This is a genomic window from Halomonas caseinilytica (assembly GCF_001662285.1).
GTDB lineage: Bacteria > Pseudomonadota > Gammaproteobacteria > Pseudomonadales > Halomonadaceae > Halomonas > Halomonas caseinilytica.
In genome coordinates this window covers 19,174-35,296 of sequence record NZ_BDEO01000009.1, presented here as the reverse complement: position 1 = coordinate 35,296, position 16,123 = coordinate 19,174, and the positions used below count along the sequence as shown (strand labels likewise).

The 16,123-nt window shown below is 66.0% G+C and carries 16 protein-coding genes; 5 read left to right on the top strand and 11 right to left on the bottom strand.

Features of this window, described 5'->3' with window-relative positions:
• Position 1: 1 nt before the first annotated feature.
• Positions 2 to 1,075, bottom strand: a complete 1,074-nt coding sequence (locus HSDC_RS11210; RefSeq protein ID WP_064700050.1) for a tartrate dehydrogenase — start codon at positions 1,073 to 1,075, stop codon at positions 2 to 4.
• Positions 1,076 to 1,240: 165 nt separating this feature from the next.
• Here HSDC_RS11210 and HSDC_RS11205 point away from each other — a divergent pair, with 165 nt between their 5' ends.
• Together HSDC_RS11205 and HSDC_RS11200 are read left to right on the top strand one after the other, a co-directional pair.
• Positions 1,241 to 2,191 (top strand): LysR family transcriptional regulator, encoded by a 951-nt coding sequence (locus HSDC_RS11205; protein WP_064700049.1) that lies wholly within the window; start codon positions 1,241 to 1,243, stop codon positions 2,189 to 2,191.
• Complete coding sequence (locus HSDC_RS11200) at positions 2,188 to 3,513, top strand: glycosyltransferase (RefSeq protein WP_064700048.1); 1,326 nt, start codon at positions 2,188 to 2,190, stop codon at positions 3,511 to 3,513. Before HSDC_RS11205 ends, HSDC_RS11200 begins: the two co-directional genes overlap by 4 nt.
• A gap of 6 nt (positions 3,514 to 3,519) precedes the next feature.
• On the opposite strand, the gene HSDC_RS11195 is transcribed toward HSDC_RS11200, so the two are convergent.
• From HSDC_RS11195 to HSDC_RS11185, 3 genes are all read right to left on the bottom strand, one after another.
• Complete coding sequence (locus HSDC_RS11195; RefSeq protein WP_064700047.1) at positions 3,520 to 4,197, bottom strand: TVP38/TMEM64 family protein; 678 nt, start codon at positions 4,195 to 4,197, stop codon at positions 3,520 to 3,522.
• Positions 4,198 to 4,301: 104 nt separating this feature from the next.
• A complete protein-coding gene (locus tag HSDC_RS11190; protein WP_064700046.1) occupies positions 4,302 to 5,252 on the bottom strand; it encodes an ABC transporter substrate-binding protein in 951 nt (316 codons plus the stop codon).
• A 67-nt stretch (positions 5,253 to 5,319) separates the two neighbouring features.
• Positions 5,320 to 6,501, bottom strand: coding sequence for a TauD/TfdA family dioxygenase (locus HSDC_RS11185; protein ID WP_064700045.1), 1,182 nt, complete (start codon positions 6,499 to 6,501; stop codon positions 5,320 to 5,322).
• A gap of 125 nt (positions 6,502 to 6,626) precedes the next feature.
• Between HSDC_RS11185 and HSDC_RS11180 the strand changes: the two genes are divergently transcribed.
• From HSDC_RS11180 to HSDC_RS11170, 3 genes are all read left to right on the top strand, one after another.
• Positions 6,627 to 7,499, top strand: a complete 873-nt coding sequence (locus HSDC_RS11180) for a LysR substrate-binding domain-containing protein (protein ID WP_064700044.1) — start codon at positions 6,627 to 6,629, stop codon at positions 7,497 to 7,499.
• 441 nt (positions 7,500 to 7,940) lie between these two features.
• Entirely contained in the window at positions 7,941 to 8,099 is a 159-nt protein-coding gene (locus HSDC_RS16875; RefSeq protein ID WP_170862781.1) for a hypothetical protein, read from the top strand.
• Entirely contained in the window at positions 8,096 to 8,536 is a 441-nt protein-coding gene (locus HSDC_RS11170) for a DUF411 domain-containing protein (RefSeq protein WP_064700042.1), read from the top strand. Before HSDC_RS16875 ends, HSDC_RS11170 begins: the two co-directional genes overlap by 4 nt.
• Positions 8,537 to 8,609: 73 nt before the next feature.
• Here the strand turns inward: HSDC_RS11170 and HSDC_RS11165 are convergent, their stop codons facing one another.
• The 7 genes from HSDC_RS11165 to glcD all read right to left on the bottom strand — a co-directional run bounded on the left by HSDC_RS11165 (position 8,610) and on the right by glcD (position 15,832).
• Entirely contained in the window at positions 8,610 to 9,410 is an 801-nt protein-coding gene (locus tag HSDC_RS11165; RefSeq protein ID WP_064700041.1) for a M90 family metallopeptidase, read from the bottom strand.
• Positions 9,411 to 9,414: 4 nt separating this feature from the next.
• The gene (locus HSDC_RS11160) at positions 9,415 to 10,992 is read right to left on the bottom strand and encodes a bifunctional GNAT family N-acetyltransferase/carbon-nitrogen hydrolase family protein (protein ID WP_064700040.1); all 1,578 of its coding nucleotides are present in this window, start codon (positions 10,990 to 10,992) and stop codon (positions 9,415 to 9,417) included.
• A 191-nt stretch (positions 10,993 to 11,183) separates the two neighbouring features.
• Complete coding sequence (locus tag HSDC_RS11155; protein WP_064700039.1) at positions 11,184 to 11,450, bottom strand: DksA/TraR family C4-type zinc finger protein; 267 nt, start codon at positions 11,448 to 11,450, stop codon at positions 11,184 to 11,186.
• 70 nt (positions 11,451 to 11,520) lie between these two features.
• Positions 11,521 to 11,922: a heme-binding protein gene (locus HSDC_RS11150; protein WP_064700038.1), complete on the bottom strand. Its 402-nt coding sequence runs from the start codon at positions 11,920 to 11,922 to the stop codon at positions 11,521 to 11,523.
• Between the two features lie 48 nt (positions 11,923 to 11,970).
• Complete coding sequence (gene glcF, locus HSDC_RS11145; RefSeq protein ID WP_064700037.1) at positions 11,971 to 13,227, bottom strand: glycolate oxidase subunit GlcF; 1,257 nt, start codon at positions 13,225 to 13,227, stop codon at positions 11,971 to 11,973.
• Between the two features lies 1 nt (position 13,228).
• Complete coding sequence (gene glcE / locus HSDC_RS11140; RefSeq protein ID WP_064700036.1) at positions 13,229 to 14,323, bottom strand: glycolate oxidase subunit GlcE; 1,095 nt, start codon at positions 14,321 to 14,323, stop codon at positions 13,229 to 13,231.
• A gap of 9 nt (positions 14,324 to 14,332) precedes the next feature.
• Positions 14,333 to 15,832, bottom strand: coding sequence for a glycolate oxidase subunit GlcD (gene glcD, locus HSDC_RS11135; RefSeq protein ID WP_064700035.1), 1,500 nt, complete (start codon positions 15,830 to 15,832; stop codon positions 14,333 to 14,335).
• Positions 15,833 to 16,123: the final 291 nt, after the last annotated feature.

Here is a 16,123-nt window from a genome sequence, read left to right as displayed (position 1 = left end):
GTCAGCTCGCGATGCGCTCGGCGATGGCTCGCCCCAGGGCCTGCGTCGAGCCCTGACCGCCGAGGTCCGGCGTCAGGATGCGTTCGTCGCCTTCGTCGAGGACCGCTTCGATGGCGGCGAGCATCGCGCGCCCGGCCTCGGGATATCCGAGGTGTTCGAGCATCATCGCTCCGGACCAGATCTGGCCGATGGGATTGGCGATGCCGCGCCCGGCGATGTCCGGCGCGCTGCCGTGCACCGGCTCGAACAGGCTGGGAAAGCGTCCTTCCGGATTGATGTTGGCTGAAGGCGCCACGCCGATGGTGCCGGTGCAGGCCGGGCCGAGATCGGAGAGGATGTCGCCGAACAGGTTACTGGCCACCACCACGTCGAACCAGTCCGGGTGGAGCACGAAGTTGGCGGTCAGGATGTCGATGTGGAACTGATCGACCGAAACCTCCGGATAGTGCTCGGCTGCAGCGGCCACGCGCGTGTCCCACCAGGGCATGGTGATGGCGATGCCATTGGATTTGGTGGCCGAGGTGAGTTTCTTGCGAGGGCGGCTGGCGGCCAGGTCGAAGGCGTATTTCAGCACCCGGTCGACACCGGTCCGGGTCATCACCGTCTCCTGGATGACCACTTCGCGGTCGGTGCCCTCGAACATGGTGCCACCGACGCTGGAATATTCGCCCTCGGTGTTTTCGCGCACCACGTAGAAGTCGATGTCGCCAGGTTGCCGGCCGGCCAGCGGGCTCTTGATGCCGGGCAGCAGTCGGCAGGGGCGAAGGTTAACGTACTGGTCGAACTCACGGCGGAATTGCAGCAGCGATCCCCATAGCGATACATGGTCCGGGACCTTTTCCGGCCAGCCCACCGCACCGAAGAACAAGGCGTCGAACTCACCGAGGATCTGGCGCCAGTCCTCGGGCAGCATCCGGCCGTGTGCGAGATAATAGTCGCAGCTGGCGAAGTCGAAGGTCTCGAAGTCGAGTGCGATATCGAAGCGTCGTGCGGCGGCCTCCAGGGCACGCCGGCCTTCCGGAGCCACTTCGGTGCCGATGCCGTCGCCGGGCATCACGGCGATGCGATGGGTCATGTTGTCACCTCTTTTCATGTAGTAGCCGTCATGGCGTACCAGGGAATGGAACCGGGTCGCATGGCCGGGCGCTGACTGTCCGGGTCAGGCATAGCCTACTCCTTGGGCGGAAAGAGATAATCGGGCTAGAGTGAAAGGTATTGTTGCGCATGAGTGGAGAATATCTTGTCTCAGCTCGATGACCTGGCCTTCTTTCAACGCCTGGCGCGGGCCGGTAGCTTGACCGCCACCGCCCGTGAGCTGGGACTCTCACTCTCGGCGGTGAGCAAGCGGCTCAAGCAGCTCGAGGCTCGCCTGGGCGTCTCCCTGGCCCATCGCACCACGCGGCGGTTGACGCTGACCGCCGAGGGCGAGCTCTACCTGAGCCGGGGCGCGGCGATCCTCGACGAGCTCGGCGAGCTGGAGGAAACGCTGGGCGATCACCGAGCCGAGCTGTCCGGACCGCTGCGCATCAATGCCACCTTCGGTTTCGGTCGGCGGCATGTGGCGCCTCTGTTCTCGGACTTTTGTGCCCTTCACCCGCATATCGAGGGCAGTCTCGAGCTGACCAATTTCCCTGCCAGCCTGTTCGAGCAGGGATTCGATATCGGCATTCGCGTCGGTGCGCCGCCGGACTCGCGCCTGGTGGCACGACGCATCCTCGCCAACCGCCGCGTGCTCTGCGCGGCGCCGGCCTATGTCGAGCGCATGTCGCCGCTGCGCGATCCCCGCGATCTGTCGTCGCATCCCTGTCTGGTGATTCGCGAGAACGGCAGCGACCACACCGTGTGGCGCTTCCAGCGTCGTGACACGCCAGGCGAGGAACGTGCGGTGAAGGTAGCGGGTCCCATGGCCAGCAACGATGGCGAGGTGGTCCGCCGCTTGGCCCGTGACGGTCATGGCGTGGCGCTGCGCTCCTGGTGGGATGTCCACGATGACTTGTCCGCAGGACGTCTGATCGAGCTGCTGCCGGAGTGGCGAGGAGTGCGCGCCGACTTTCATGCCGTGTATCATCAGCGTCGCCACGTGCCCTTGCGGATTCGTGCCTTCGTCGCCTATCTCGAACGGGAGATGGCGGGACGCGTGCCATCGCGCTCGCTTCCCCGGAGTGTTCTGACAGGAGAGTCGCCCCAGTGAATGTGCTGATGTTCACCAATACCTACCAACCGATCGTCGGCGGGGTCAGCGAGTCGGTGCAGCGTCTCAAGCGTCAGCTGTGCATGGCGGGCCACCGTGTCCTGGTCGTGGCGCCTCGCCTGGAGGGCCAGCCCGAGAACGAGACGGATGTGGTCAGGGTGGCGGCGGTACAGCACTTCAACGGCAGCGACTTCTCCTTGCCTGTGCCGATGCCCGGTCAACTCTACGAAGCCATCGAGGATTTCGAACCGGATATCGTCCACTCCCATCATCCCTTCCTGCTGGGCGACACCGCCGCGCGTGCCGCCGAGACCTATGGCCTGCCGCTGGTGTTCACCCACCATACGCTCTATGAGCATTACACCCATTATGTGCCCGGCGATTCGCCGCGCATGCAGCGCTTCGCCATCGCGCTTGCCACCCAGTACAGCTGGTTGTGCGACAGCGTCATTGCGCCCAGCGAGAGCATCCGCGACCTGCTGCTCGAACGCGAGGCCAATTCGGCAATTCGGGTGGTGCCGAGCGGTGTGGATACCAACCGTTTCGCGCTCGGCAACGGGGAGGATTGCCGGCGCCGCATGGGCATTCCCGAGGATGCGTATGTCATCGGCCATCTGGGCCGGCTGGCGCGGGAGAAGAACTTGCCTTTCCTGGCCGAGGCGGTATCACTGGCGCTGAGCAGGCGTCCCGAGGCGCACTTCCTGGTCGTCGGTGACGGCGATGCCGCCCAGGTGATGCGCGAGATCGCCGAGGAACAGGGCGTGGCAGAGCGCTTTCACTTCACGGGGCGCCTGCAGGGGCGGGCGTTGATCGATGCCTATCATGCCATGGATGTCTTCGCGTTCGCGTCGCACAGCGAGACCCAGGGCATGGTGGTAGCCGAGGCGATGGCCGCCGGCTTGCCGGTGGTGGCGGTCGCCGCACCGGGTGTCGTCGAGGTGGTGGTGGATGGCGAAAACGGGCGCCTGCTGCCCGAAGACGACACCGAGGGACTGGCCTGCGCGCTGGAGGCACTGGCCGAGGCGCGATGTCGTGAGCCGTTGCGCCAGGGGGCTCTGGAGACGGCGGCCAACTACGATGAGCGGCGCTGTGCCGAGCGCTGCCTGTCGGTCTACCGCGACGTCATTGCACGGGGCGGTCCCTTCACTCACGCCGACGACGGCGGCTGGGACCGAGTCAGGGGGCGCCTGGGCGCCGAATGGCAGATGCTGTGCTATCGGGGACGATTGCTGCGTCACCTGGTTCAGGGGGAGTGGGAGCAGGAGCGCCCCTCCTGGTGGCCGGGCGGCCGCCAGGATGAGCCCAGCGTCCCTTCGGAGTGATCCTCTTCAACGGCGACGGCGCCGCTCCGCCCAACGTTTGAGGCCGTAAAGTACCCCGATGCCCGCCAACAGTCCGAGCAGGGCCAGGACCGCTTCTCGGCTGCTCTCCGCGGTGACCAGCTCGCCAAGCTGGCTGCCCAGCAGGGTGATGCCGACCAAGCCCGGCACGATGCCCAGGGTCGAGCCGATCATGTAGTCGCGAAAGCGCAGGTGGAAGGCGCCGGCCATCATGTTGGTCAGGGTGAAGGGAGCCAGTGGCAGCAGGTTGACGACGGTCATGGTGCGGATGCCGCGCCCTGAAAGATAGCGGGAGAGGCCCTTGAGGTGCTTGCCACCGTGGCGCAGCAAGGCATCGCGCCCCAAGCGGCGTCCTATCCACCAGGTCAGGATGGAGGCGGCCAGGGTGCCGGCCAGGGCATAAGCAAAGCCCCACCAGGGACCGAACAGCAGGCCGGTCAGGGCGACCAGCAGGCTCAGCGGGAACATCACCAGCGAGGCGGCGGCGTAGATGGCGACCACCACCAGTACCGCCCAACTGGTATCGCGCCAGGCCACCGAGCCTTGGGCCAGCGCCATCAGACTATCCACGGTGAGCAGGTCCTGCATGGCTAGCCATTGCCATAGCAGGCCGAGGGAAACGAGAGCGAGCAGGACGATGAGAAGAATGCTGAGCGGGCGGGACATGAGGCAAGCGATTTCCTGGTGAACGTCTCGCCACAGGATACGGCAGAGTGCCCGATGGCCAAAGTGACCATCGGGCATTGCGGCCTTTGTGGCTCAGCAGTGCCTCATTCGGCACTCCCTTCACCGAAGGTGCCTTCGACGGCTGGCCAGGCAGGTTGTTCGCCGTCACGGGTCGTCACGCCTTCCAGCATGGCCTGGACGCGCGAAGGGTGCTCGCGCAGCCACTGTCGGGCCACGCTCTCTGCACTGCGTTCCTGCTGGCCGAACTCGCGAATCATCCAGCTCTGCTCTTCGGCGGAGAAGGTGAAGTTGGTGAAGAAGTCGACCAGGTTGGGATGTGCCTCAGCGTAATCGCTGCGTGCTACGGTCAGCACCTGGCTGGCGCCGTTGTTCTCGCCGAACAGGTCTTGCGGATCGTCGAGATAGCGCATGTCCAGTTCGAGGTTCATCCAGTGAGGCGTCCAGCCGACCCAGACGATGGGCTCCTCCCGGGAGATGGCGTCGCGGGCCGCGGTGAGCATGCCGACCACGCTGGTATCCACCAGTTGCCAGTCACCCAGCCCCCAGGTGTCGTTGGCGATGGCCTCGTTGAGGATCTCGCTGGCGGCAGAGCCGGCGCCGAAACCGAAGATCTTGCCGTCGAAGTCGTCCCGGTTGGCATCCAGGTCGGCGAAGCTCTGGATGCCTTGCGCGTAGAGGTACTCGGGAACGGCCAGGGTCATGCGCGCCCCGTCGACATTGTTGGCCAGCGAGGTGATCGCGCCGCTCTCCTCGAGCGGGGTATAAAGGCTGTTCTGGGCCGGCAGCCAGCCACCGAGGAAGACATCCAGATCGCCGCTGTCGAGTCCTTGATAGACGACCTGCATGCCGAGCTCTTCGGTACGCGTCGTGTAACCGAGCGGTGTCAGCAGTTGCGCGGCGATCTCGGTCTTGACGGTGATACCGGGCCAGGCCGGCACGCCGACATCCAGGGTGGCGTCGTCCGCCATCGTCGGTGCGGCAAGGCCGAGGACCAGAGGCAGGCTCAGCAGGGCGGCTGTCGAACGGGTTCGCATATTATTGTCTCCTGATGGCCGGGTCGTGGCGACCCGGCGATGGATTCATGACGAAAGGAACGCGGCCTCAGGCGGAACGTGCCAGGACTCGCAAGCGAGACTCGAGCAGGTCGAGGTCGAGATAGGTGCCTTGCAGATGACGGCGCCCGCTGTTGGGGTTGAAGGCGTTGCGCCCATGGAGCACACGGCGATTGTCGAAGGCAATCATCTGACCGGGCAGGAGGGAGAATTCGAGGCGCTGGCGCGGGTCGTGCACCAGGTCCCAGAATTCGCGATAGGCGCGATACCAGGCGTCGGCCTGTTCCAGGGGCAGGCGCAGGGAGTCACGGATCCAGTTGTTGAAGCGTATCTCGAGCAACTGACCATTGTGATCCAGCGTGATGATGGGGGCACGCCAGGCGATGTCGTGTTCGTCGTCCTGGAAGCGAAAGTCGATCGGTGTCTCGCTGAGCAGGCGGAAGGCTTCCGGAGAACGCTCGCGCAGCGCCTCGGCGGCGGCGAAGCCATCGGTGAAGGTCGACTCGCCACCCTCGGCGTCGTTTTCCAGGCAGTACAGCAGCTGGATGTCCGGTGGCTGGCGCCAGTTGGGCAGGTCGGTGTGCAGCGGCAGGCCGATCGCCGTGTAGGCGGCGTTGTTGGGGTTGGGCTTGGAGCGCACGTCGAAGCGCGCACCGAAGTTGGTGGCGCGCAAGGGGCCGATGCGTTCGGCCAGGCGACTGACTTCTTCGTCGGCGAGGGGGCCGTCCTCGAGCAGTACCAGGCCATCGCGCAGCAACGCCGTCAGCCATTCGCGCTCGCCTGCGGCGCCATCCACGAAGTCACTGTGGGCGACGCGGGTCGGCTGGAAGCCTTCGGCCCAGGGGCGACGCGCGGGGACATGGTCGCCGCTCTCCTGGCCGGGGCGACGTTGCCGGAGCCAGCCGGCGTCGAAACGACTGATGTGTCCATCGGCCCAGGTCAGCTCGAGGTTGCCGTCTTCGAGGCGAGCCTTGGGGGCCGTCTCGGGGAGCTCGAAGGGAATGTACAGGCGCTCTCGTGTCGCGGCATGGCGGCACTCACTGCAGGGGCAGTGGTCGCGCAGCCAGCTCAAGGGAAAGTGGGCCTGCTGACGGTCCTCCCAGGTCAGCGTCACTCGGGCGCCGCTGGTCAGGGCATCGATGAGGGAATAGCTGCCGCTGTGGTCGGCCAGCTCGCCCATGGGCCAGGCGATGCGGGGTTGCTGGGGCCTGGACGGAGTGGCAGTCGTCATGGTTGCCTCCTGTGATGCGTGTGGCGCACAGGGTGGCGATTGCCTGGCGCGCTGACAAACGATTAATCTGACCCCTATGGCCAAATTCTGCTTATGTGTGACTTTTTCATGATGGGACACGCTGCATGACGGGATTACCTCCTCTGGGCTGGTTGCAGGCCTTCGAAGCCGCGGCGCGAACCCTTAGTTTCACCGCCGCCGGGCACGAACTGGGCGTGACCCAGGCGGCGGTCAGTCAACGCATTCGTCTGCTCGAGGATCGTCTTGGCCAGAAGTTGTTCGTACGCCACCCCCGCAGCCTGAGCCTGACGCCGGTCGGGCAGGCCTGGTTGCCTTCTATCCAGGATGCTTTCCTGCGTCTCGGCGAGGGTACCAGTGAGGTATTCGGTGGCGCGGGGGGCGACGCCCAGGTGACATTGCGCACTACCCCGGTGATTCAGCAGAACTGGCTGGCGCCGCGTCTGCCGGTTTTCCAGCGTGCCCATCCCGAGATTGCCGTGCGCCTGGTCAGTGCCATCTGGCCCGATGATTTCGGTCCCGAGGGCGCCGATATCGAGATCCGCTACGGGCGTGGCGACTGGCAGGGCGTGGAAGCGATCTCGCTCGGCGAGGAAGCCATGCTGCCGGCCTGTTCCCCGGCGCTGGCCGAGGATATCGCCGAGCCTGCCGACCTGGCGCGACATACCCTGCTGCATGCTGTCGGCTTTGCCGTGGGCTGGCCGACCTGGCTGGAACAGGCCGGCCAGCCGGGCCTGGAGTCGCGGTGTCCGTCATTGACCTGTGACAGCCAGGTCATGACCCTGGCGCTGGCCGGACAGGGCGGTGGCGTGGCCCTGACGCACCGCCGCTTGCTCGAGAAGCGCGATGACCTGGTGGCGCCGCTCGCCCTGGCGGTGCCCAGCGACGAAGGCTTCTGGCTGGTAAGACCGGCGCGACGACGGCCCCGTACCGAGGCGGCCAGGCTGTGGGAGTGGCTGGTGGGGCGCGTGTCGTCTTGAGTCGGAGGATGGCGGGTGGCAGGATAGCCGAGTTGCATGGGGACCATGCCTGCGGAATCTGACCATGATCGGGCTTGAGACGTTACGACATCGCATACCAGGGAGCCGCCTGCTGGCGCTGCTCCTCGTGCTGGTCGTGCTGAGCCCGAGCCTGGCGACGCCTGCCATGGCGGCATGTGCCTCGGACTGCCTCATGGCCCAGGCTGCCCCGAACGATGTCGATGACGAGCCGGGCTGTGTTGTCTGTTCCCCCGTGCCGACCCACGCCGTATTGCCGGACACGCGAACCGAACCGCTGGCCAGCGGTCCTGCGCCGGCAATGATCGATCATATTCCCCCACCTCCTCGTCGCCCTCCCAGAGCCTGACTGAACGACCGACCATTGCTCGGTGGCGCGTCTGCCGCCGATATGTTCAATGTACGTTCGTCGAGGGTCATGCCATGACGACCAACGAATGTTTTTCCATGATGGGTGCCATGGGCTGGCTGGGCTGGATAATGCCCCTTGCCGTCCTTGCGCTGCTTGGCCTGGGCATCGCGGCCCTGATCAAGTATCTCTTCATGCCCCGTTCCCAGTCCGACCGAGGAGTTCGCTCATGAACCGCCGAATCGCTTCCCTGATGCTGTCCACTGCACTGCTGGCAGGCCCTTCCTTAGCTCACGCCGCCTTGCCCGACGCGGCGACACTCTACAAGAACCCGCAGTGCGGCTGCTGTGATGACTATGCTCGGCATCTCGAGGAAATGGGCGTCGACGTGACCATCGTCGACGGTGCCGATTTGAACGAGATCAAGTCGGCCGCTGGTGTGCCATATGGTCTTGGGGCTTGCCATACCATCGAAATGGGCAGCTACTGGATCGAAGGACATGTGCCCATGGAGGCCCTGGAGGCGTTGTATGAGCAGCGTCCCGATGCCGATGGCATCGGTCTTGCCGGCATGCCGATCGGTACGCCTGGCATGCCTGGTCAGAAGCAGGGCGACTGGGATGTCTATCGGTTCACCGATGGCGAGTCCGCTCCCTTCATGACCTTGTAGGCGATTCGCAGAAGCTTCGGACACTGTCCTGACCACTGGTCGGGGCAGTGTTTTTCGTTGTGGCTGCAGTTCGTCAGTGGCGGTATTCGGAGGTCGGGTCCTGTCGGAAGTAGCGTGACAGCAGACCGTAGAGGGCCGGATAGGCCTCGTGCAGTATGCGGGGTGCGGTGAAGAAGTATTCGCAGGAGACCGCGAAGCATTCGCCGGGATGGCTGGCGGCGTAATCGTCGATGGGCGTGGCCTCGCCGTGTGCGAGCCGTGCCTGGAGATCGTCCCAGACGGCGGTGAAGATGCGGTGCCATTCCTGGGGATCCATGTCGCCCGAGAGCGGCGGAAAGCCGTCGGCATCCAGGGAATTGCCCATGTCCAGCTTGTGGGACAGCTCGTGGATCAGCACATTGAAGCCGTCCAGCCCGCCACTGGCCATCAGGTCCGGATAGGCGACCACCACCGGCCCCTGGTGCGAGGTCTCGCCGGCGCGCTCGTCGTCGTATTCGTGCATCACGCCGAATTCATCCATCTCTTCGACGCGACGCTGGAAGGCCTCGGGCAGGATCAGGATTTCATGCACCCCGGCCAGGGCATCGTGATGATCGCGTTCGCTCCAGCCGAGAGTGAGCAGGCAGGCCTGGGCGGCCAGGGCCAGGCGCGCGGGGGCGTCGAACTCGACATGCTGGGCCACCAGATCGGGATGCAGGCTCAGGCGCTTTTCGTGCAGGAAGCGCCAGGCCCGGTGGCCGAGCCGATCGGCCATGGCGTCGGGCAAGGCGGCGAGCAAGGGCAGCCTCGCCCGGGCCTCTCGCCAGTCATGTTCGGGAAAGGGATGGCGGGCCTCGAAGCGAGCGGCGCGCCAGCGGCGTAAGCGTTGCAGCACGGTGTCAGCCTTCCTCCACGCCGGTGCGGCCGCCGGATTTCCATGACCAGTCGCGCCAGCGAAGGTCGAAGAGATCCTTGCGCCGATCCTTGAGATTGGTGACCGAGCCCTCGTTGCGCACCACCTTCAGGCGGTTCAGGTCGAGATCGGAAAACATGATCATCTCGGTGTTGGGCGTGGTCTCGGCGAGCACCGCATCATGAGGAAACGAAAAGTCCGAGGGCGAGAAGACCGAGGACTGGGCGTACTGGATATCCAGGTTCTCGATGGATGGCACATTGCCCACGCTGCCGCACAGCACGACGTAGCATTCGTTCTCGATGGCCCGCGCCTGGGCGCAGTGGCGTACCCGCAGGTAACCGTTCTTGGTATCGGTCCAGAAGGGCACGAAGAGGATATCCATGTCCTGATCGGCGAGCAGGCGAGAGAGCTCGGGAAATTCCACGTCGTAGCAGATCTGGATGCCGACCCGGCCCGCATCGGTATCGAAGACCCGCAGCTCGTCGCCGCCCTCGACCACCCAGTCGCGTCGTTCCTGGGGCGTGATGTGCAACTTGGCCTGGCGCTCGATGGTGCCGTCGCGGTGGCAGAGGTAGGCGACGTTGTAGAGGTGGTCATCTTCGCCGACCTCGATCATCGAGCCGGCCACGATGTTGATGTTGTAGGAGACCGCCATGCGTGACAGCTCGGTCCTGAAGCGCTCTGTAAAGCCGGCCAGGAAACGGATGGCGGCCAGCTGGTCCTGCTGGGCGGCGCGATCCTGCAGGCCCATCAACGGGGCGTTGAACAGCTCCGGGAAGACGGCGAAGTCACTCTGGTAGTCGGCCAGGGCGTCGACGAAATACTCCACCTGTTGCAGCACCGCTTCCACCGAGGCGAACTCGCGCATCTGCCATTGCACCGCACCGACGCGCACCTGGGTGCGGCGTGTCTCGAGCACGCGTTCTGCCGGCTCGAAGAGGATGTTGTTCCACTCCAGCAGCGTCGCGTAGCCTTGGGATTTCTCGTCCTCGGGCAGGTACTTGCGCAGCAGCCGCTTGACCTGGAAGTCGTTGGCCAACTGGAACGACAGGATGGGGTCGTGGATTTCCTTGCGGGCCACCTTGTCGATGTACTCGGTGGGCGACAGCTCGTCGGCGTACTGGTGATACTGGGGAATACGTCCGCCGGCGAGGATCGCCCGCAGGTTCATCGAGCGACACAACTCCTTGCGCGCCTCGTAGAGTCGCCGGCCCAGCCGGTAGCCGCGATAGGCCGGATGGATCAGCACATCGAGGCCGTACATGGCGTCGCCTTCGGCGTCGTTGAGGATGATCTCGCGCTGGCCGATCAGGTCGTCGTACTGGTGAGGGTTGGAGAAGTCGTCATAGTCCACTCGCACCGTCAGGGCCACGCCGACCAGGCGGCCGTCGTCCTCGATGCCGATCTGGCCGTCCGGAAACTCCTCGATCAGGCGTTCCATGGTGTGTTCCGGCCAGGCACCGCCGAGATCGTCGTAGACGGCATCCATCAGCGTCTTGAGCTGGGGATAGTCGTCCGGCGTCAGGTTGCGCAGGTTGAGGTGGAGGTCGTCGAGAGACATGGCGCGTCCTTTCTCCTGTCGAGGCGGCGAAAGGGCAGTCTAGCATGCCTGGCGGCCCGCCCCGCCAGCGTCATGGCCGGCGCGTCGCGCGGGCCGTCCAGGGGCGGTGGGCCGTCTGGGGAGAGTGAGCCGGGAGGAGCGACCGCGCCCCTCTGCTGGAGGGACGGCGGTCTGACTCAGCGAACCAGGGCTCAGCGAAGCTGGCTGTCCTTGCTGCCGCGACGGTTGAAGCCGCTGGCGGCGCCGGCTCGCTTGTCGCGCTCGGCCTGGCAGTCGATGCACAGGCGCACGCCGGGAACCGCCGCCCGGCGTGCCTCGGGGATCGGCTCGTCGCATTCATGGCAGAAGCGCGCGCTTGCGCCCTGGGGAAGCGCCCGTCTGGCGCGTTCGAGCTCGTCGCGCACACTGTCGTCGATCTGCTGCTGCACATCGCCATCCTTCGACCAGCCGCCGGCCATCTCCGACCTCCCGAACGTCGTTGCTGCTTGTCTTCCAGCTTAGCGATTCGCTCGAGTGTCGACCAGAGCGTTACAGCACCGCCGCGATGCCGGCCTTTGCTACCTGGGCATCCTGGTCGGCCTTGACGCCGGAGACGCCGACGGCACCGATCGTCCGGCCGCCGACGACCACCGGCACACCGCCTTCGAGCAGCCCTTCCAGAGGGGCGGAAAGAAAGGCAGTGCGTCCTTCGTTGATCATGTTCTCGAAGAACTGGGTTTCCTTGTGGCTGAGCGCGGCGGTACGTGCCTTGCGGGCGCTGATCATGGCGGTCATCGGTGAGGCCCCGTCGAGGCGGCGTAGGCCGAGCAACTCGCCGCTGTCATCGGCCACGGCGACGGTGATGGTCCACTGGTTGGCTTCGGCCTCGCGCTGGGCGGCATCGAGGATGGTGTTGACCTCGGCGAGGCCGAGAACGGCTTTGGTCTCCATGAATCACTCCTTATGGTTGTGTCTGAGTTGAGCGTTAAGCGTTGAGCGCTAAGGTGCCGCGGTGTTGGTGGCTCGGGTCAGTGCCTCGTCGACGAGTTCGATCCAGTGGCGCACCGGGGTTCGGTCGGCACCGGCGAGGTGGCTCTGGCAGCCGATGTTTGCCGTGGCGATGACATCCGGCTGGCCCTCCTCCAGGGCGTCGAGCTTGTTGTCGCGCAGTTGGGTGGCAAGGGTCGGTTGCGTGATGGAGTAGGTGCCGGCCGAACCGCAACAGAGATGGGCGTCGCGTACCGGTGTCAACGGGAAGCCGAGTCGGGCGAGAACCCCTTCGACGTGGCCGCCCAGCCGCTGGGCATGCTGCAGGGTGCAAGGGCAGTGGAAGGCGAGCCGCTCGCGGTTCGCGAGGGCCAGGTTGTCGAGCGGCTCGTCCTCGAGGATTTCTACCAGGTCCTTGGCCCGCGCACTGACATGGGCGGCCTTGTCGGCGTAGGCCGGGTCGTCGGCGAGGAGGTCGCCATACTCCTTGACGAAGGCGCCGCAGCCGCTGGCGGTCTGGACGATGGCCTCGCAGCCGGCCTCGATATGCGGCCACCAGGCGTCGATATTGGCCCTTGCCCGGTCGCGCCCAGCCTCCTGGGCGTCGAGATGGAAGTCGACGGCGCCGCAGCAGCCGGCGTCGGGCGCCGCTGTCAGGCCGATGCCGAGCCGGTCGAGCACGCGCGCGGTGGCGGCATTGGTGTTGGGTGACAGGCTGGGCTGGACGCACCCTTCGAGGATCAGCATCTGGCGCTCGTGGTGTCGTCCTGCGGGGCGGACGCCGGCGTCCACCGGTGTGGCAGGCAGCTTCTGCCTGAGTGCATGAGGCGTCACCGGGCGGAAGGTCATGCCCAGCTTGAGCAGTGCCTTGAAGCGCCGGGGATCGACCAGCGCCTTGCGCAGACCGAAACGCAAGGCGCGCTCGCTGGCCTTGCGCGGCACACGGCGCTCGATCTCGGCGCGGCCGATGTCGAGCAGCTTGTGATATTCCACGCCGGAGGGGCAGGTGGTCTCGCAGTTGCGGCAGCTCAGGCAGCGGTCCAGGTGCAGCCGTGTCTCCTCGGTGGCCTGGTTGTCGTCGTCGCGGCTCTCCAGCAGCGTCTTCATCAGGTAGATGCGCCCGCGCGGGCCGTCGCGTTCGTCGCCCAGCAACTGGTAGGTGGGGCAGGTGGCGTTGCAGAAGCCGCAGTGCACGCAGGTGCGCAGGACCCGCTCCGCCTCGCGGAGATGCGGCTGTTCCAGGTCTTGCTCGGTGAAATGGGTCTGCATGTCAAAGCTCCGCGTAGAGTCGCCCGGGATTGAAGATGCCGTTGGGATCGAGCTCGGCCTTGAGCCGCCGGTGGTACTTGGCAAGCACCGGCGACAGAGGCGTGAAGGGGCTGCCGCGGCCGGTGGTCCAGCGCGTGGCGTGGCCCCCCAGGCGGACCGCCTCGTCATGTATTGTCTTGTCCGGGGCGGCACTGCGCAGCCAGCGTTGGGCGCCCGCCCAGTCGTGAAGCATGGCGGTCTCGTCGACGCCTTCCAGTTCGGGCGTGGGCGCCTGCTGGGGAAGCGAGAGCCGCCACAGCGGCCGCGGATCGTCCTGCCGAGTGAAGACATCCAGACGTTGTTCCCGTAGCGTCGACCAGAAGGCGTCGTCCAGGGTGTCGCCGCCGAGGCATTTACGCGTGGCCTCGACCGAGCCGGGGCCACCTTCCAGGCGTAGATGCAGGGCGCCGTCGAACCAGGTGGCGGCGGTGATCGGCAGCGGCTGTCGGCCCCATTCGATGAGGCGGCGGCGAGCCTGGTCGAGTGGCATCTCGAGACGCAGGCTGTGTTGCGCCGCGGGTTTTGGCAGTACCTTCAGGGAGACCTCGGCGAGCAGGCCGAGGCAGCCCTGGGCGCCGACCATCAGCCGCGACAGGTCGTAGCCGGCCACGTTCTTCATCACTTCGCCTCCGAAGCGCAGGGATTCGCCGTGGCGGTCGATCAGGCGGATGCCCAGCACGAAGTCGCGTACGCTGCCGGCCCAGGGGCGTCGTGGCCCGGACAAGCCGGTAGCGACCATGCCGCCGACGGTGGCGGTGTCGCCGAAGTGGGGCGGCTCGAAGGGGAGCCGTTGCCCCTGTTCGTCGAGGCGAGCTTCCAGCTCGGCCAGGGGCGTGCCGGCGCGTACCGAGACGATCAGTTCCACCGGGTCATAGTGGGTGATGCCACGATGCTCGCGAGTGGAGAGGGGGGCGCCATCGACGGGCCGCCCATGGAAGGCCTTGGTGTCGCCGCCGACGATACGCAGCGGTGTGCCCTCGGCATCGGCGCGGCGGATACGCTCGCCGAGTGCTTCGCTGATGTCCCGGTCCGGCAGGGAGTGATGCGGTGATGCCATGATGACTCCTCAGAAACGGGGCAGCTCGGGGTGCGGCAACTCGCCATGATGCACGTGCATGGCGCCGAACTCGGCGCAGCGGGCCAGGGTGGGAATGTTCTTGCCCGGGTTGAGCAGACCGACCGGATCGAAGGCTGCCTTCACGGCATGAAAGGTGGTCAGCTCGCCGGTCGGGAACTGGACGCACATCTGGTTGATCTTCTCGCGCCCCACACCGTGCTCGCCGGTGATCGAGCCGCCGGCGGCCACGCAGGCTTCCAGTATCCGGCCTCCCAGGGCCTCGGCACGTTCGAGTTCGCCTTCGCGGTTGGCATCGAACAGGATCAGCGGGTGCATGTTGCCGTCGCCGGCATGGAAGACGTTGGCGACCCTCAGTCCATACTCGGCGGAGAGCTCGGCAATGGTGCCGAGCACCTCGGGCAAGGCGCGGCGGGGGATGGTGCCGTCCATGCAGTAGTAGTCCGGCGAGATGCGTCCCACCGCCGGGAAGGCGTTCTTGCGTCCGGACCAGAACCGCGCGCGCTCTGCTTCGTCCCGGGCGAGCCGGATGTCGGTGGCGCCGGCATTCTCGAGCACGCGGCGTACCGTGCCGACGTCGTCGTCCACGTCGGCCTCCACGCCATCCAGCTCGCAGAGCAGGATCGCCTCGGCGTCCACCGGGTAGCCGGCGTGGACGAAGTCTTCAGCGGCACGGATGGCCAGGTTGTCCATCATTTCCAGGCCGCCGGGGACGATACCCGCGGCGATGATGTCGCCCACGGCCTGGCCGGCCTTGCCGACATCGTCGAAACTGGCCATCACCACCTTGGCGGTTTCCGGTTTCGGCAGCAGTTTCACGGTGACCTCGGTCACCACGCCGAGCATGCCTTCGGAGCCGTTGAACAGCGCGAGCAGGTCGAAGCCCGGGGCGTCCAGGGCCTCGCCGCCGAGCCGCATGCGCTCGCCCTCGAGGGTGACGATCTCCAGGGCGAGCACATTGTGCACCGTCAGGCCGTACTTCAGGCAGTGCACGCCGCCGGCGTTCTCGGCCACGTTGCCGCCGATGGAGCAGGCGATCTGCGACGACGGATCGGGCGCGTAGTAAAGGCCGTGCGGAGCTGCCGCCTCGGTGATGGCCAGGTTGCGAACGCCGGGCTGGACGCGGGCGATGCGCGCTTCCGGGTCTAGTTCCAGAATGCGCTGGAAGCGCGACATCACCAGCAGCACGCCGCGCTCCAGCGGCAGGGCACCGCCGGACAGCCCGGTGCCGGCGCCGCGCGTGACCACGGGAACACCAAGCTCGTGGCAACGGCGCATCAGGGTGACGACCTGCTCGAGATCACTGGGCAAGGCCACCAGCATGGGCAGCACGCGATAGGCGGCCAGACCGTCGCACTCGAAGGGACGCAGGTCCTCCTCGCGATGCAGCAGGGTCAGGGTCGGCAGGCTGGCTTGCAGCTCGGCGAGCACCTCCGCCTTGTCGCGGCGGGGCAGCTCGCCGTCGAGTCGCTCGTCGAAGAGGAGGTTCATGGCGGCTCCGGTGTCACGGAATGGCATCCACTGATCTCGATGCTAGGGAAAAGCGCATCATAAATCTATGGAATTATTTTCCGTTTTTTGGGTTGAATGGAGTGGATATCGCGACGACCGCCGTGTGCCGGTCGCCGCATGGCCCCGGCCGGCCAGGATGGCGCTTGCCGGGACGTCCTACCACGATAGGCGCTGGCAGCCTCCTTGACGATTCATGGCGCATTGGTCTGACCAATTGATCCGGCATGACGGTCCGGCGTCATGCGATGTCTCCGCTCGGCAATTCAATGA

Coding starts and splice junctions, on each gene's coding strand:
- HSDC_RS11210 (WP_064700050.1), bottom strand. CDS start 1,075: ATGACCCATCGCATCGCCGTGATGCCCGGCGACGGCATCGGCACCGAA.
- HSDC_RS11195 (WP_064700047.1), bottom strand. CDS start 4,197: ATGTCCCGCCCGCTCAGCATTCTTCTCATCGTCCTGCTCGCTCTCGTT.
- HSDC_RS11190 (WP_064700046.1), bottom strand. CDS start 5,252: ATGCGAACCCGTTCGACAGCCGCCCTGCTGAGCCTGCCTCTGGTCCTC.
- HSDC_RS11185 (WP_064700045.1), bottom strand. CDS start 6,501: ATGACGACTGCCACTCCGTCCAGGCCCCAGCAACCCCGCATCGCCTGG.
- HSDC_RS11180 (WP_064700044.1), top strand. CDS start 6,627: ATGACGGGATTACCTCCTCTGGGCTGGTTGCAGGCCTTCGAAGCCGCG.
- HSDC_RS16875 (WP_170862781.1), top strand. CDS start 7,941: ATGACGACCAACGAATGTTTTTCCATGATGGGTGCCATGGGCTGGCTG.
- HSDC_RS11170 (WP_064700042.1), top strand. CDS start 8,096: ATGAACCGCCGAATCGCTTCCCTGATGCTGTCCACTGCACTGCTGGCA.
- HSDC_RS11160 (WP_064700040.1), bottom strand. CDS start 10,992: ATGTCTCTCGACGACCTCCACCTCAACCTGCGCAACCTGACGCCGGAC.
- HSDC_RS11155 (WP_064700039.1), bottom strand. CDS start 11,450: ATGGCCGGCGGCTGGTCGAAGGATGGCGATGTGCAGCAGCAGATCGAC.
- HSDC_RS11150 (WP_064700038.1), bottom strand. CDS start 11,922: ATGGAGACCAAAGCCGTTCTCGGCCTCGCCGAGGTCAACACCATCCTC.
- glcF (WP_064700037.1), bottom strand. CDS start 13,227: ATGCAGACCCATTTCACCGAGCAAGACCTGGAACAGCCGCATCTCCGC.
- glcE (WP_064700036.1), bottom strand. CDS start 14,323: ATGGCATCACCGCATCACTCCCTGCCGGACCGGGACATCAGCGAAGCA.
- glcD (WP_064700035.1), bottom strand. CDS start 15,832: ATGAACCTCCTCTTCGACGAGCGACTCGACGGCGAGCTGCCCCGCCGC.